Below are 14,383 nucleotides of genomic sequence, written 5' to 3' on the forward strand. Positions count from 1 at the left end.
AATAATTTGATATTAAAAATAGATTCATGTATGTGTTTTTAATAATATCATGCTAAGATTTAAATCTGGAAGAATAACAAATAGAAATAATGCACTGGCTACTAATAAAGGTGGTCAGGGATAGACCAGGAATACTAAACGAAATAACAGCATCATTACTTAAGCAAGGCATCAACATAAGAAACATAATCGGAAACTCATACGCATTAATGCTTAACATAGAAGATAATATAAATGAAATAACCCATGATCTAAGCACCATTATAGACATCGAAGCATTAGGGATCATAAACACATCAGCACCGCCGCTCGCTCTCTCCCAAAGACAACTCCTCACGGCATTCAAGGCAGTACTACAGCAGATAGGAGCTAAAGAAGTAGAAAGAATACTCTACAGGCTCGGCTATGAATATGCAAAATCCGTAGTCACAGAAATACCCATAGGAGATCCAATAACGACAATAAAGACCTATCTATACACAGCCACAGCATACAACAGATTAATATTCAAAAACCTAGAAGCAACGAGAAACGAAATAAAAATAGAATTCACAAATCCATTCGACGAAGAACTAAGCACGACCTTCACAGAAGGCTACATACACGGACTAATAAACACAGCATACTCAAAACTCTACACAATAACAATAAACAAACACAACAACACATACATAGCCACAGCTAAATCATTACAGTATATTTAAATGAATTATTAAGGAACATAATAGAATACTCGAAATGCTCAAGAAGGTTTATCCTGAGACAAAGCTTAAAATGCTCAGGTTATTTTTGGTCATGTGGTTATTAAGATTAAGGAGCCTAGGGGTACGCTTGCTGAGGATATCGTTTACCACGCTAAGGCGTTAATCACGGGATTCAAGGAAGCCATAGAACCCAACAGGCTAACGATACAATACCCACGAGAAGTAAGGTGGGTACCTGAAAGATTCAGAGGATGGATAATGCTTGATATTAAGAAGTGCATAAGCTGTTTCCAGTGTGCGTGGGCTTGTCCAGTGAACGCAATTCAAATGTACAGGGCTCCTAATGGGAAGTTCTACCCTGGTATTAGGTATACTGAGTGCATATTGTGCCACTTCTGTGTTGATGCTTGCCCAGTGGGTGCCTTAATACCAACGCCTATTCACGATATTGCCTATGTTGATTTTGACGAGGTTAAGTTTAAGCCTGAGGATATGTCTAGGTCTCCTGAGTATATTTATGACGAGTCTGAGAGGGTTATTAAGTATGAGATTAAGAATGGCAGGTTATTGAAGATCGCCTTACCTAAGGACGAGATTAAGAGGAGACTTGAGGAGCTTGATAAGGTTATTGAGCAGTCTGGTGGTGCTACCGCTGCGGCTGAGTCTTCATCGGCATGATTCTGTGGTTTTGGGAGTAATTGGTTAATACTTAGTTTTTGTTTTCTTGTTGATGAGTATTAAAGTTAGAGTTGGTATTAGGGTTCCTAAGTTCCCGAGCGTAATTAGTGGTGGTATTCGTATACTTAGTGAGTATAATTTTGACTTTGGTGTTCAGCTTGATAGGGCTAAGCTCCTTAAGCTCATTGCCTTTGGTGTGGCTAGTCCCACGGAGCTTGTTAGGAGGTTGAACATGCCCAGGGCCAAGGTCTTTAGGTACTTAAACGCCCTTATTAAGCGTGGTTGGTTGGTTAGGAAGGATGGTGGTTATTACCTAGCAGCCACGATATTCCTTGTTTATAGGGTTAGGGAGTTTGGTGACTATGCTGTTCTTGAGGTTCTTAATGATAAGGGTGCGATTGTTGATCAGAAGGCTGGTCTTGTGATTATTAATGGTAAGGAGTCACCTAAGGCTTGCCCTAGGTGCCCATTACTTCAGGAGTGTACTAATAACATTAGGAGTATTAGTAAGTCTCTTGGTATTACGATCACGTCCATAACACCTGCCGACGCCTATCTGGAGTTAATTAGTACGATAATTAATGAAGGCTTGGTCAAGATACTACTTAATGACTATATTGATCTGCATGTTAATAATGGTTTATGATTTATGTTTTAACTAGATTGGTGGATTGGTTTTAATGTGCGTATTGCTTTATCAACTTAACTACTTCTGTTGGTGTTCTTGCCACAGGTACGTTAACCTCCTGAAAAGCCTTTACCTTGCTTTCATAGGATCCCATACCCATACTGACGATGGCTCCTGCATGACCCATCCTCTTGCCTGGTGGTGCTGTTCTACCAGATATGTAGGCTACCACGGGCTTCGTAACCTTCCCAGACCCTATGTATTGAGCAAGCCTTTCCTCCATTGTTCCGCCAATCTCCCCAATAACAACTATGTACTTTGTCTCCGGATCCTCCTCAAACATCTTAACAATCTCGAGCATGTCAGTACCAATTATTGGGTCTCCACCAATGCCGACGACAGTAGATTGACCAATACCCGCTTGGGTTAGGTGGTAGGATATTTCGTAGGTTAGTGTTCCACTCCTTGATACGATACCGACCGGCCCCGACTTCGTGTATATGTGGTTTGGCAGTATGCCGACCTTGGACTTTAGTGGGCTCACGACTCCTGGGCAATTCGGACCTATTATAGTGGTTCCCTTCCTCTTTGAGTAGTTGACGAATCTTAATGCGTCGTGTATTGGTATGTGTTCCGTGATTATCACGACTAGCTTGATGCCGGCATCTATTGCCTCATAGACTGAGTCAGAGGCAAATCGGGCTGGTACGAAGATTATCGACGTGTTTATGTCTGGGAACTTCCTCAGTGCGTCCTCCACGGTGTCGAATACGGGTATTCCCTGTACTGTCTGTCCGCCCTTTCCTGGTGTTACTCCAGCCACTACCTTTGTGCCGTATTGAAGCATGTATTGCGCGTGCCTTGAGCCTTCATTACCCGTTATTCCCTGGACCAGGACTTTGGTGTTCTCATTTACGAGTATTGCCATGCCCCATCACCTCACAATTGCCCTTGATAGTGCTTCCATTGCCTCCTCAGCCGTTTCATAGGTTTTAAGCCCTACCTCAGTCAGTATTCTCCTACCCTCCTCCTCATTAGTGCCCTTCAGCCTAATGAATATTGGTTTATTGGTCTTAACCTCATTCAAAGCCTCAACCACACCCCTCGCCACCTCATCACACCTCGTTATTCCCCCAAATATGTTCACTAGGACTGCCTTTATCCTATCATCCATTAAAAGCATCTTTAACCCCTCCCTAACGGAGTCCTTACTGGCTCCACCACCAACATCTAAGAAATCAGCCGGTTCATGGCCAAACTCCTTAACTAGGTCCATTGTTGCCATTGTTAGACCGGCGCCGTTGGCCATGATTCCCACGTAACCCGTCAACTCCACGTAGTGAAGCCCGTACCTCCTAGCCTCAAGCTCTTCCATTGTGTAGTCACTATCCTCAACACTAATGTCTGGGTGCCTAAACAATGAGTTGTCGTCAATCATGACCTTAACATCGAGGGCTACTAATTGACCATCAGTTGTTAATGCCAGTGGGTTTATCTCCACAAGCTCTGCATCATATTCCGTGAATACTCTATACATTGCCTTAGCCACAGTTGCAAAGTCCTGAGCCGCGGATCCCTCTAAACCAAGCTTCTGTGCCACACCCCTGATCATGTAGTCCCTAAGTCCCTCATAATCATCTATGTAGAGCCTAATTATCTTCTCAGGGCTTCTCCTGGCAACCTCCTCGATATCAATACCACCTTCAGTGGAGGCCAGCATTAGGTAACCCCTGTTCTCCCTATCCAGTGTTATCGATACGTAGAGCTCCTTGGCTACATTAACACCCTCCTCAAACAAAACCTTCCTAATTGGGTAGTCCTGGATTACCTTGCCCAGGTAATCCCTGGCTGCGTTCTCTGCGTCCTTAATCGTATCGACCCTCCTTACTAGACCCATCTTAGCTCTACCAGCGAAGGGTACTTGAGACTTTGCGAATAATGGGAATTTCAATGCCTTTAGTACCTGTACGTCATCAAGGCTCTTGACTATGGCGCCCCTGGGTATCTTAACGCCATACTTATTCAGTAATTCCTTACCCTTATACTCGAGGAGTCTCACGTTAAACTGCGCAAATTAGCCTTAATTTAAGCATTTACATTATTTATAGACGCAATTAAGATTCCCTAAGTAGTCTCACAAACCTAATGAATGTCTCATCGGCCTCATCCTTCTTTGGTACGGCAATTATTATTGAAACGCCTGGTAGTGAAAGTGCGGCATTCCTCGCCTCACTTAGGTCCATAAACTCTCTAGTATCATTCCCGTGAATAACGAATACCTTACCACCAAACTTATCGGAGTTCATATACCTAGTAATGTACATCCTAATTCTGCTCTCAAGTTTATCCATAATTAAGCAATGTATCAGGGAACCACTTAATTTTAATTTATCTCCGTAGTAAGGTGTGCTTAATGAGTTCAATGAATGATTTAATTAAGGAGTTGAGAGTTAATGAAATAGTTAATGCCTTGATCACGGCATTTAGGACAGGTAATAGGGACTACATATCATCAACTGTGGAATTGCTGCATGAGGAGTTCATGTATACGGTCTCTGAGATCGAAACGATGGAACTAACGGGAGAGGCTCTAAAAAGGGCGTCTACTCTTTACGCCCTCTATTGCCTAGGCCTTGGTTTGCTTAGGATTGTTAATAATGAATCATTAACAACGGATCATATTGAGTTATTAAGAAATGCGATTAATAATGAAGACCTATCAAGCCTTACCCAGTCACTGATTATGGCATCAGCCCTATTCATAAGGGGTGATAATTCATGGATTGAGAAATTCAATGAATTAGCACAGGGGGTAAGTAATGAATTAATTAAGAGTATTATTTATTCATTCCTTGGGATAATAAGGTCAATTAACATCACTTATTCCTAACTAATGTAACCATATTCTTACCCTCAACCTTAGTAATCCTAACAAGGCCGAGATTCTCAAGCCTCCTGACGCTCCTCCATACGGTTGTCCTCGGTATGCCCAGGTCCCTTGAAATGTCAATCTCAAATGCAGAGCCTCCCTTGGACCCTAGGTACTTTAATATTGACATTTCATAATCACTAAGATTTAATGCGGTTATAGAAGTAGATGTCTCCTCAGTTCTTCTTCCACGTCTCATTATTAATGCATACGATATAGGCGCAACTATTACGATTATCGCTATAATCATGATTATTGTAAGGAATTCATAATAATGCATATGCGCTGATGCTCTTGACGTAGAGCTTTGAGTCGTTGATATCGGCATTACCGTGTATAGGAACTCACCTGGTCCCTTAGCCATTATTACTAATTCATTATTTATCATCTTCATGCCCATCAATGATAGCGTTATGTTTGCTATAAGTATATTATTTGGTATGATTATTTCCACGGTGGTGTTGCCCACATCCATTCCAATGAAGTTATTCTCTACAAATATCTTGGGTACGTATGTTATGGTCACATTTGCCGTGCCTAAAACGGGTATTACTATTGATGTTCCATTAATCATGTACGCGGTTACAGACCCATTAACTAGAACCATCATGTATGATTGTGGTTGAACAGGAAGTTGAAGCGTTATGAATTCCCCCGTTAATGTGGTGTTGAGATTCACCGTTGATGTACCATTACTATATAGTGTTATTATCCAAGTTAGTAGTAATGGTATAATCACCATTGTTAATTAACAGGTTTTAATAATTATCATAAGCTATAAAAGTTTCCCTTAATGCCCATGTTCACGTGCCAAGCCCCCAACTGCTTATGTAGCGCCTTTGTTCCTCTGTTAATTGGTCAATCCTTATGCCCATGGTCTCAAGCTTGAGTCTAGCAACCTCCATATCAAGCTCGTCGGGTAGCTTATGAACACCGAGTTGTAGCTTACCTATATTCTTAACTATGTACTCAACAGCAAGTGCCTGATTGCTGAAGGACATGTCCATTACCTCGCTTGGATGGCCCTCAGCGGCTACCAAGTTAACGAGCCTACCCTCAGCAAGTAGGTAGATATGCTTGCCATTGGGTAGTTGATACTCAACAACATAATCCCTAATCTTCCTCTTCTCAGCAGCCACTCTTTCTAGACCGGTTACATCAATCTCCACATTAAAATGACCTGCATTAGCCAGTACCGCCCCATCCTTCATCTTGAGTATGTGATTCAGGTTTATTGCATTTATATCGCCAGTGGCCGTTATGAATATATCACCAATCTCAGCAGCTTCACTCATAGGCATGGTCTCGAAGCCATCAAAGACAGCCTCAAGGGCTCTCACTGGATTTACTTCAACAACTATTACTCTACGCGCACCGAGTCCCTTAGCCCTCATGGCTATTCCACGACCGACCCAACCATAGCCTGCAACAACGACTACCTTGCCCGCGACTAGTATGTTCGTAGCCCTCAGTATCCCATCCCATGTTGATTGACCGGTCCCATACCTATTATCAAATAGGTACTTGGTGTATGAGTCGTTAACGGCAATTATTGGGTACTTAAGTGTGCCCTCCTTGGCCATTGCCCTCAACCTAATGACGCCAGTAGTCGTCTCCTCAGTACCACCATAAATATTATTTATTAACTTACCAAAGTCCTTATTCCCAGCGGTCTCCACTGCATAGTTAGTTTCATTACTTTTAACGCCAAGTGCCAGTTTATGTAGTGTTACCGTTAAGTCGGCGCCATCATCCATGGTAACCATGGGTTCCTGCGAAACCGCAAAACCAATTGCATTATAATACTCCTTCTCATTCATGCCCTTCCATGCATACACATGCACACCCTCCTCGGCCAATGCAGCGGCAACTTCGTCCTGCGTGGAGAGAGGGTTTGATGGTACTAGTGTAACCGTGGCACCACCAGCAATTAGGGTCCTAACGAGGACTGCTGTCTCCTTAGTAACGTGGAGACTAGCCGATATTTTAATACCCTCAAGAGGTCTCTCCTTAGTGAATCTCTCCCTAATTTTCATCAGAACTGGCATATGTCTCTCAGCCCACTCAATGAGTAGGCGTCCCTTCTCGGCAAGTGATATGTCCTTTACCTTATATGACATTTAGGTCAATACGATGATTTAACCCTAGGTATTAAAACTTTAACAATTTTTACTATCCATATATTAACTTCTCGGTCTGTTTATCAAATACCTTTATCCTCTGTGCATTAAAGTAAACATGGACCATTTCACCAAGCCTAAAACTAGTTGATGAAACAACCCTTATCTCAGTACTTTGTAGTTTAACCATTACATTAAACTTACCACCTGCGAATTCGGAGATCTCCACAATACCCTTACCGACATATATTAGGTCATTATTGCTAATTATCTCCTTTGATAAAACAATATCCTCAGGCCTTATCCCAAGAATAGCACTCTCATTACTTGGTATGCCTATGTTTGGTGGTAATTGCATTTTTACATCACCGCCATCAAAGTATGTCTCATTACCCTTACCAATTATTGAACCCTCAAACAGATTTATGTCCCCTATGAAGCTTGCAACGAATATGTTGGCTGGCTTATCATAAACCTCACTAGGAAGACCTATCTGTTGAACAACGCCTCTCCTAAGCACCGCAATCCTATCGGCCAATGTTAATGCGTCGGCTGGGTCATGGGTCACGAGTATCGTGGTTATGCCGAGCTTCCTCTGAATGTCCTTCACAAATGCCCTAGCTGTAACTCTAATCCTAGCGTCGAGGTTGCTGAATGGTTCATCCATGAGGAGTACCTGGGGTTCCTTAACCAAGGCTCTCGCGATCGCAACTCTCTGTTGTTGGCCACCCGATAACTGCCTTGGATACCTATCGAGGGTTTCGGCTATACCGAGGATCTCGGCAATCTCCCTAACCTTCTTCTCAATCTCATTCCTAGGCAATCTCTTTAGCCTAAGTGGGAATGCTATATTATCGAAGACCTTCATGTGCGGATAAAGGGCCCAGTTCTGGAATACCATGCCCACATTCCTGTCCTTTGGTGGTATGAAGATCCCCTTCCCAGGTGATGCTACGAGAATATCACCAATCCAAATCTCACCATCAGTGGGTTCCTCAAGGCCAGCAACGATCCTGAGTAGTGTTGTTTTTCCGTGACCTGATGGCCCCATGACGACCATGAACTCGCCAGACTTAACCTCAAGTTCTACCTTGTCAAGTGCTACTACGCTTTTTCCAAATATCTTCGTAACTTCATGAAGATAAACCCTCACCATGGTCCTACAACTTACTGATTAATTTAAATGAAAATAAATTTTTCCAATAAGGTTGGGTTTAACTAATATACCTATAGTAATGATTATACCTACCTTAACCTTAGGAAAGGGTATTTGGGGGGAATCTATTAAAAACGCCTTAATTAATACGTTAATCAATAAATATGTATCGTATTAGTAAAAGGTTCGAGTATGCGGCTAAAATATGGGGTAGAGAGATTGATAAGTTCATTGAATCCGCCATTAATAGTTTTGGCAGTTCAATGTTTATAATGGGTCTTTACTATAAAAGACCTAATTGGGCGTGGCCGAGGTGGTTACGGTCACAATTAGAGCCTGGCAGTAGGGGTTTTGAACCAGCTCAATTAATGCCTTTTAGGAACGTTCACTTTAAGGATTGGGGTATGGTTGGTACGGTACAAGGCACTAATGAGGCCATGATAGACCCAACAATGCTTTTCGTAACCAGGAAAAACGTTGCATTTGAGGTATGGGTTTATGATGGTTCAAGGTTATACATGCCGGGCTTACATGGTTCATTTAAGCAATACCTAGAGAGGCCTGGTTACCCTGTAATAATTAATGAATGGGATTTAGGTGCCCTGAGGGTTATTGCTAGGTCGACCGTTGCCAATAGGTCTGGGATTGATGTATTAATCACTGATGTTAGGTTAATTGGCCTACCTGGTAATTACGTTATTTATCTAGTGACGAGACCCTACAACGTTGATCATATTGTTGAGGTGAAAAGTGCTGGTGTTGAGGGTGATGGATGGTTCATAACGATAGATGGAGAGCTCGTATTAACCACTGACCAAGAACCAGCGCAATTTGGTTCCTATAATGTGAATAAGGATGCCAGCGAGGATGCGGTCCTCGGTAGGCTTAACAGTGAACTTTATGTTAATGATGAACTGGGATGGGCACATGCTGCACTTGGTTTTAATGCCGTAATTAATACTTATGGTGAGTGGAAGTTGAGGGTTAAGGCGCCAATAGATTCTCTCAGGAATACTCCACATAATAGGGCCTTGATTAAGGCTGTTGATGATAGTGACGTAAAAGCGGAATTACATAACTGGGATTCCATAAATGAAAGAGTTTTCTCAATATCCGTGGGTGATAGTATTATTGGTGATGTTACTCGTCAATCAATAGCAAACCTGGTGATGCTTTGGGATGGTGGCAGGATAACACCTGGTCCATTAATATATCACATCTTTTGGGTTAGGGATGGTTCCTACATGGCTACTGCGCTTACGAAGTCCAATCTAATCGATATGGGTAAGGCGGTTGTTGAGGAATTACTGAGGAGGATCGATCCCAGTGGTTATTTTAAGGCGGTTGATTTTGAATTGAGGGAGTATGATGCAAATGGGCAAGTCCTGTGGGCCGTGAGTAAGTATGTCCAACTTGCAGGGGATTACGAATCATTAAAGAGATGGTATCCAATCATCAGGCGTGGGATTGAGTGGTTGGAGGCAAATAGGGAATTAACTGGTGATGAGTCAATAAGGGGATTGTTACCTCCATCCTGGTCTGCGGAGGATACGGGGCCCATGGATCACCATTATTGGGATGACATGTGGGCCATTGCTGGTTTAAGGGAGTTGGGTAGAGTTATTAGGGGAATTAGTCATGAGGATTATGATTGGATTGAAAGATTACGTAGGGAATTCACAGATGCTTTAATAAACTCCATAAACGTTGTTAGGTCAAGGCTTGGTATTGATTACATGGTACCAGCTCCAGAAAGGGTAGCTGATTCTGCAATGACTAGGGTCATTGCAGTTGTATGGCCAACAATGGCATTACCACTAGATAATCCACTGATTAGGAGAACGCTTGAGATGACTGAGGAGCTTTATGGCATTAATGGCGGTATCGTTAATACTCATCAATGGGGTACCTATGGTAGTTACTTGACAATGAACCTAGCACATTCCTGGGCAATACTCGGCGATAGGGACCGAGTTAGTAGGTACTTAACGTGGATTATTAACCATGTATCACCAACCTACGGCTGGGCTGAGGGAATATCAATAATCACTGAGAGGGGTGGGCAGGGTGATGCACCACATGGTTGGGCCGCCGCGGACTTCATAATGCTCATTAGGGACCTAGTAATAAATGACGAGTTCGAAACACCAATACTTCTTAGGGGAATGCCCATTGAACTATTAAGGCGGGGTATTACGGCAAGTAATATATTGACGATATACGGCTTAGTAAAGGGCGTAAATGCTTCAATGAAGGGTAAGGAAGTGGTGATTAATTATTATGGTCCAGGTAAACCCATTACTGATGGGCAGTACGAATTATTAATCGATTCACCAATTATTCCCAAGGAGGTTTATTGCGATGGCTGTAAGTATGAGGTGGTATCAAGTAATATTATTAGGGTCATACATAGCGGTAAATTCAACGCCAGAATACTAAGCCCATAAATATCCCTAAAATTCGAAGAAACCTTTATTAATTTAATAATTGACGTTTTGGTGGGTCTCTTGTCCTGGTTTAATCGGGATGTCATAAGCGTGCTGGATTTCGGTAGGGAGGATTTTGAGGTCTTGCTTTCCGAGACTTTGAACATGGAGAAGTATGCTAAGTCAAAACTTGATATTCTTGGTGATAAGGTCCTTGCCCTGGCATTCTTTGAGCCCAGCACTAGGACTAGGCTTAGCTTTGAGACTGCCATGCTCAGGCTTGGTGGTAAGGTGATTGGTTTCAGTGGTACTGAGGCTACATCAATGGTTAAGGGCGAGAACTTAGCTGATACCATTAGGATGCTTGACGCGTATGCCAACGCCATAGTTATTAGGCATAGCCTTGAGGGAACCGCTAAATTCGCAGCTGAGATTGCTGGGTCACCGGTGATTAATGCAGGTGATGGCTCGCAGAATCACCCGACACAAGCAATGCTTGATCTGTACACGATTTGGCGGGAGTTTAAGGTTATTGATGGCCTATCGATCGGCATACTTGGTGACCTTAGGTATGCCAGGGTAGTTAATTCATTAATCCAAGCCCTGTCCTACTACAGGATTAAGCTTCACTTAATATCGCCAGAGCTACTCAAGCCTAGGCAGGAACTCATTGAATTCATGAAATCAAGGGATATGAAGTATGATTGGACTGATGATCCATACAACGTGATTAATGACTTGGACGTGCTTTATATCGTTAGGATTCAGAGGGAGAGGTTTCCTGATCCAATGGAGTATGAGAGGGTTAAGGGCACGTATAAGGTCATGCCTAAGTTGATTGAGAGGAGTAAGCCAAGCCTAATAATACTTCATCCACTTCCAAGAGTTGATGAGGTCGACTTCACTGTGGATAGCATGCCACAAGCCAAGTACTTTAAGCAGGCTGGTTTAGGTGTGCCATTACGCATGGCCTTGCTTAAGTTAGTCCTTGCTGGTGATAAGTCATGAGTAGTAAGAGCGAGTTAATAATTAGTAAGATAAGGAATGGTGTTGTGATTGATCATATACCAGCGGGTAGGGCATTGCTCGTGCTTAGGTTATTGGGTATAAGTGGTCGTGAAGGATTTAGGGTGGCTCTTGTTATGAATGTGGAGAGTAGGAAGTTAGGTACTAAGGATATTGTTAAGATAGAGGATAAGGAATTGACCAAGGATGAACTTAATCTAGTGGCTCTTGTTGCGCCTACGGCTACGGTGAACATAATCAGGGATTACGAGGTTATTAGTAAGTTCAAGGTATCAATACCAGACGTGATAGAGGGATTATTGAAATGCAAGAACCCGAGGTGTATTACTAATCAGCAGAGGGAGCCCGTGAGGAATAGATTCCGTGTGATATCCAGGGAACCACTCAAGTTAGTATGTGAGTACTGCGGGACAATACATGAACTCAGCGATATTGAGAAGTACTTTGGACTTGCGTGATACCATGCTTAATGAGGAATTAATAATTGACTTATATAGGGTTGGGGCAATAAAATTCGGGAGGTTTAAATTAACGAGCGGTATTGAGAGCCCATTCTATATTGACCTGAGACTAGCAATAACGTACCCAGGTATTTATAAGCGATTAGTTAAGTTAATGGCTGAATCATTATCTGCGTTTAACATCGATGTTGTAACGGGCATAGAGACAGCCAGTATTCCGTGGGCATCAATGATAGCATACGAACTAAATAAGGGCATAGTATACGTTAGGAAGGAAGTCAAGGAACACGGTACAGCTAAACTGATTGAGGGCGATTTAAAAACAGGTATGAGGGTTGCGGTAATCGATGATGTAATAACCACGGGTAACTCAATAATAAGGGCCATTAGGATTGTTAGGGATCATGGTGGTGATGTTGTTGTGGCCGCGGTATTCATTGATAGGGAACAAGGTGGACTTAATGCTATAAGGAGGGAGGGCATTAATGCGTTTGCATTATTTAGTGTTATTGATATGATTGATGTACTCGTTAATAATGGATTAGTAAGCAATGAATTACGTAACTCAGTGATTGAGTACTTGGTGAAGAATCGTGTTAGCACAGGTGCTTAAATTACTTAATTACTTACCTCCTGAGTTTACCTATGAGTCATCTCATGTACTTATTAGAAGTGGTATTATTAATTACCGTGGTTACGGCATTGAAATGCCCGTTGAAATTAGTGATAAATTAGTCAAGAATCCAATAGGGCTTGGTGCAGGTATTGATAAGGATGGGTTCCTAACACCGCGAATTGTACGGACAGGCATTGGGTTCATAACTATCGGTTCAGTAACGCTTAAACCACGTCCTGGTAATCCCAAGCCTCGCATTGTTAAGTATCCTAGTTTGAGGGCCATGGTTAATGCCATGGGTTTATCATCAAGAGGTTTCGCGGATTTCCTGGGCAGGTTACCTAGCATACTTCGTGAGGTGCGTGATTTCAATACTTACGTTATCATTAGCTTAGCGGGCTTCTCAATTAGCGAGTTCATTTATATGCTTAATAGATTGAGGGGTTATGGTGTGGATGCCGTGGAGTTGAATATAAGTAGTCCCACATATCGTGGTTCATGGGTATCAGATAGAGATTACTTAGGTGAACTACTTAGGTATGCTGAGTCCTTTTCAGGGACATTATTCGTTAAGTTACCTCTTGGTGTTGATATTGATTTCTATAGGTGGATAACAAACACTGTCAATAAGCGTGGATTTGGACTAACAATAGCGAATACCCTACCAGTCAAGGAATCCAGGATATCTGTTGGTTATGGTGGGTTAAGTGGATACCCAATATACCCGATCATTAGGTCATTAGTTAGTAAGGTCAGAAAGTGGGGTTTTAGAAACCTAATTATTGGGCTTGGTGGTGTCCTCTATGGTTGGCAGGTAATTGATTTAATAAGGAGTGGTGCGAATTTGGTTGGTGTAGTTACGGCATTCGCCTATGAGGGTCCCTTCGCATTTAATAGGTTGTTTAAAGAGATATTGATGAAACTGAGTGAAAAGGCTTTAAATAATTATTTAGTCAACACGTGTCGATGAATCTTAATTATTGGGGTAGTGGTGGTTATGGAGTACCGTTTAGGCCCTATAGGCATGAAATTAGGGATATTGTGATTTCCCTCATTGCTATGACCATAGCCTTCGCTCTACTCTTTAATACACTATTAAGCCTGGGCGGTTTAATAGCAACATTCATTGCAGTGCTAACTGGTTTCCTTGGTCATGAATTAATGCATAGGGAGGAGGCCAGGAGGTTGGGTTACATAGCCTATTTCAGGGCTTGGTGGATTGGGCTTCTACTTGCATTAGCGACCTCCTTCTTTCACTTCATTATAGCCCTGCCTGGGGCTACGGTAATTGGACCCAAAGTGTGGGGTTATCCATCACGAAGGGATGAGTTGAAGATAGCCCTTGCTGGTCCAGCAACTAATATGGTGTTTGCCGTGGTGTTCCTGGCTCTTTGGTTGGTGCTGCCGAGTTCATTATCCGCCTATGCATACCTAATTTATGCCACCAATGCGTGGCTTGGTTTCTTTAACTTAATACCACTTGCCTTACCTGGTATGATGCTTGATGGCTTTAGGGTATTCAGGAGGGACATTAGGATATGGGCCCTTGCATTCGTTATATCGATCGCATTGATAGTGCCATACATACTAAGCTTCATTTAATCAATGCGGTTAAGAATTATAACTTAGTTACGCATTT

Annotated in this window: 16 protein-coding genes; 10 read left to right on the top strand and 6 right to left on the bottom strand. The window is 42.4% G+C overall.

The annotated features are described in order from the left end of the window. Nucleotides 1-89: 89 nt before the first annotated feature. From VMUT_RS10130 to VMUT_RS10140, 3 genes are all read left to right on the top strand, one after another. On the top strand, nucleotides 90-704 hold the full coding sequence (locus tag VMUT_RS10130) for an ACT domain-containing protein (RefSeq protein WP_013605321.1): 615 nt from the start codon (nucleotides 90-92) through the stop codon (nucleotides 702-704). 93 nt (nucleotides 705-797) lie between these two features. Further along, on the top strand, nucleotides 798-1,382 hold the full coding sequence (locus VMUT_RS10135) for an NADH-quinone oxidoreductase subunit I (protein WP_013605322.1): 585 nt from the start codon (nucleotides 798-800) through the stop codon (nucleotides 1,380-1,382). Between the two features lie 52 nt (nucleotides 1,383-1,434). Next, on the top strand, nucleotides 1,435-2,028 hold the full coding sequence (locus tag VMUT_RS10140) for a helix-turn-helix domain-containing protein (protein ID WP_048057030.1): 594 nt from the start codon (nucleotides 1,435-1,437) through the stop codon (nucleotides 2,026-2,028). 31 nt (nucleotides 2,029-2,059) lie between these two features. Here VMUT_RS10140 and sucD read toward each other — a convergent pair whose 3' ends face one another. From sucD to VMUT_RS10155, 3 genes are read right to left on the bottom strand one after another with little or no spacing between them, the layout of a single operon-like run. Further along, nucleotides 2,060-2,938 (bottom strand): succinate--CoA ligase subunit alpha, encoded by an 879-nt coding sequence (gene sucD / locus VMUT_RS10145; RefSeq protein WP_013605324.1) that lies wholly within the window; start codon nucleotides 2,936-2,938, stop codon nucleotides 2,060-2,062. Nucleotides 2,939-2,944: 6 nt separating this feature from the next. Continuing rightward, entirely contained in the window at nucleotides 2,945-4,069 is a 1,125-nt protein-coding gene (gene sucC, locus VMUT_RS10150; RefSeq protein WP_013605325.1) for an ADP-forming succinate--CoA ligase subunit beta, read from the bottom strand. A 55-nt stretch (nucleotides 4,070-4,124) separates the two neighbouring features. Then, nucleotides 4,125-4,361 (bottom strand): hypothetical protein, encoded by a 237-nt coding sequence (locus tag VMUT_RS10155; protein WP_013605326.1) that lies wholly within the window; start codon nucleotides 4,359-4,361, stop codon nucleotides 4,125-4,127. A gap of 62 nt (nucleotides 4,362-4,423) precedes the next feature. Between VMUT_RS10155 and VMUT_RS10160 the strand changes: the two genes are divergently transcribed. Further along, entirely contained in the window at nucleotides 4,424-4,900 is a 477-nt protein-coding gene (locus tag VMUT_RS10160) for a hypothetical protein (RefSeq protein WP_013605327.1), read from the top strand. On the opposite strand, the gene VMUT_RS10165 is transcribed toward VMUT_RS10160, so the two are convergent. The 3 genes from VMUT_RS10165 to glcV form a co-directional block, all read right to left on the bottom strand. After that, nucleotides 4,887-5,681, bottom strand: coding sequence for a helix-turn-helix transcriptional regulator (locus VMUT_RS10165; RefSeq protein WP_013605328.1), 795 nt, complete (start codon nucleotides 5,679-5,681; stop codon nucleotides 4,887-4,889). The genes VMUT_RS10160 and VMUT_RS10165 overlap by 14 nt on opposite strands. A gap of 61 nt (nucleotides 5,682-5,742) precedes the next feature. Beyond that, nucleotides 5,743-7,059 carry an adenosylhomocysteinase gene (gene ahcY / locus VMUT_RS10170; protein WP_013605329.1) on the bottom strand — a complete coding sequence of 439 codons (1,317 nt, stop codon included), beginning with the start codon at nucleotides 7,057-7,059 and terminating at the stop codon, nucleotides 5,743-5,745. 52 nt (nucleotides 7,060-7,111) lie between these two features. Next, complete coding sequence (gene glcV / locus VMUT_RS10175; protein WP_013605330.1) at nucleotides 7,112-8,215, bottom strand: glucose ABC transporter ATP-binding protein GlcV; 1,104 nt, start codon at nucleotides 8,213-8,215, stop codon at nucleotides 7,112-7,114. 164 nt (nucleotides 8,216-8,379) lie between these two features. On the opposite strand from glcV, the gene VMUT_RS10180 reads away from it, so the two are divergent. From VMUT_RS10180 to VMUT_RS10205, 6 genes are read left to right on the top strand one after another with little or no spacing between them, the layout of a single operon-like run. After that, nucleotides 8,380-10,662, top strand: a complete 2,283-nt coding sequence (locus VMUT_RS10180; protein WP_013605331.1) for a glucosidase family protein — start codon at nucleotides 8,380-8,382, stop codon at nucleotides 10,660-10,662. A 60-nt stretch (nucleotides 10,663-10,722) separates the two neighbouring features. Next, a complete protein-coding gene (pyrB, locus tag VMUT_RS10185; protein ID WP_048057288.1) occupies nucleotides 10,723-11,649 on the top strand; it encodes an aspartate carbamoyltransferase in 927 nt (308 codons plus the stop codon). After that, nucleotides 11,646-12,125 carry an aspartate carbamoyltransferase regulatory subunit gene (gene pyrI / locus VMUT_RS10190; protein ID WP_013605333.1) on the top strand — a complete coding sequence of 160 codons (480 nt, stop codon included), beginning with the start codon at nucleotides 11,646-11,648 and terminating at the stop codon, nucleotides 12,123-12,125. Before pyrB ends, pyrI begins: the two co-directional genes overlap by 4 nt. Before the next feature lie 4 nt (nucleotides 12,126-12,129). Then, the gene (pyrE, locus tag VMUT_RS10195; RefSeq protein ID WP_013605334.1) at nucleotides 12,130-12,741 is read left to right on the top strand and encodes an orotate phosphoribosyltransferase; all 612 of its coding nucleotides are present in this window, start codon (nucleotides 12,130-12,132) and stop codon (nucleotides 12,739-12,741) included. Continuing rightward, nucleotides 12,722-13,714, top strand: coding sequence for a dihydroorotate dehydrogenase (locus VMUT_RS10200; protein ID WP_013605335.1), 993 nt, complete (start codon nucleotides 12,722-12,724; stop codon nucleotides 13,712-13,714). The genes pyrE and VMUT_RS10200 overlap by 20 nt, the downstream gene beginning before the upstream one ends. Continuing rightward, entirely contained in the window at nucleotides 13,711-14,346 is a 636-nt protein-coding gene (locus tag VMUT_RS10205) for a zinc metalloprotease (protein WP_013605336.1), read from the top strand. Before VMUT_RS10200 ends, VMUT_RS10205 begins: the two co-directional genes overlap by 4 nt. Nucleotides 14,347-14,383 lie beyond the last annotated feature (37 nt).

The organism is Vulcanisaeta moutnovskia 768-28, assembly GCF_000190315.1.
GTDB classification, from domain to species: Archaea; Thermoproteota; Thermoprotei; order Thermoproteales; family Thermocladiaceae; genus Vulcanisaeta; species Vulcanisaeta moutnovskia.

Coding starts and splice junctions, on each gene's coding strand:
- ahcY (WP_013605329.1), bottom strand. CDS start 7,059: ATGTCATATAAGGTAAAGGACATATCACTTGCCGAGAAGGGACGCCTA.
- glcV (WP_013605330.1), bottom strand. CDS start 8,215: ATGGTGAGGGTTTATCTTCATGAAGTTACGAAGATATTTGGAAAAAGC.
- pyrI (WP_013605333.1), top strand. CDS start 11,646: ATGAGTAGTAAGAGCGAGTTAATAATTAGTAAGATAAGGAATGGTGTT.
- sucD (WP_013605324.1), bottom strand. CDS start 2,938: ATGGCAATACTCGTAAATGAGAACACCAAAGTCCTGGTCCAGGGAATA.
- pyrE (WP_013605334.1), top strand. CDS start 12,130: ATGCTTAATGAGGAATTAATAATTGACTTATATAGGGTTGGGGCAATA.
- VMUT_RS10205 (WP_013605336.1), top strand. CDS start 13,711: ATGAATCTTAATTATTGGGGTAGTGGTGGTTATGGAGTACCGTTTAGG.
- VMUT_RS10165 (WP_013605328.1), bottom strand. CDS start 5,681: ATGGTGATTATACCATTACTACTAACTTGGATAATAACACTATATAGT.
- VMUT_RS10180 (WP_013605331.1), top strand. CDS start 8,380: ATGTATCGTATTAGTAAAAGGTTCGAGTATGCGGCTAAAATATGGGGT.
- VMUT_RS10130 (WP_013605321.1), top strand. CDS start 90: ATGCACTGGCTACTAATAAAGGTGGTCAGGGATAGACCAGGAATACTA.
- VMUT_RS10155 (WP_013605326.1), bottom strand. CDS start 4,361: ATGGATAAACTTGAGAGCAGAATTAGGATGTACATTACTAGGTATATG.
- VMUT_RS10160 (WP_013605327.1), top strand. CDS start 4,424: ATGAGTTCAATGAATGATTTAATTAAGGAGTTGAGAGTTAATGAAATA.
- VMUT_RS10140 (WP_048057030.1), top strand. CDS start 1,435: ATGAGTATTAAAGTTAGAGTTGGTATTAGGGTTCCTAAGTTCCCGAGC.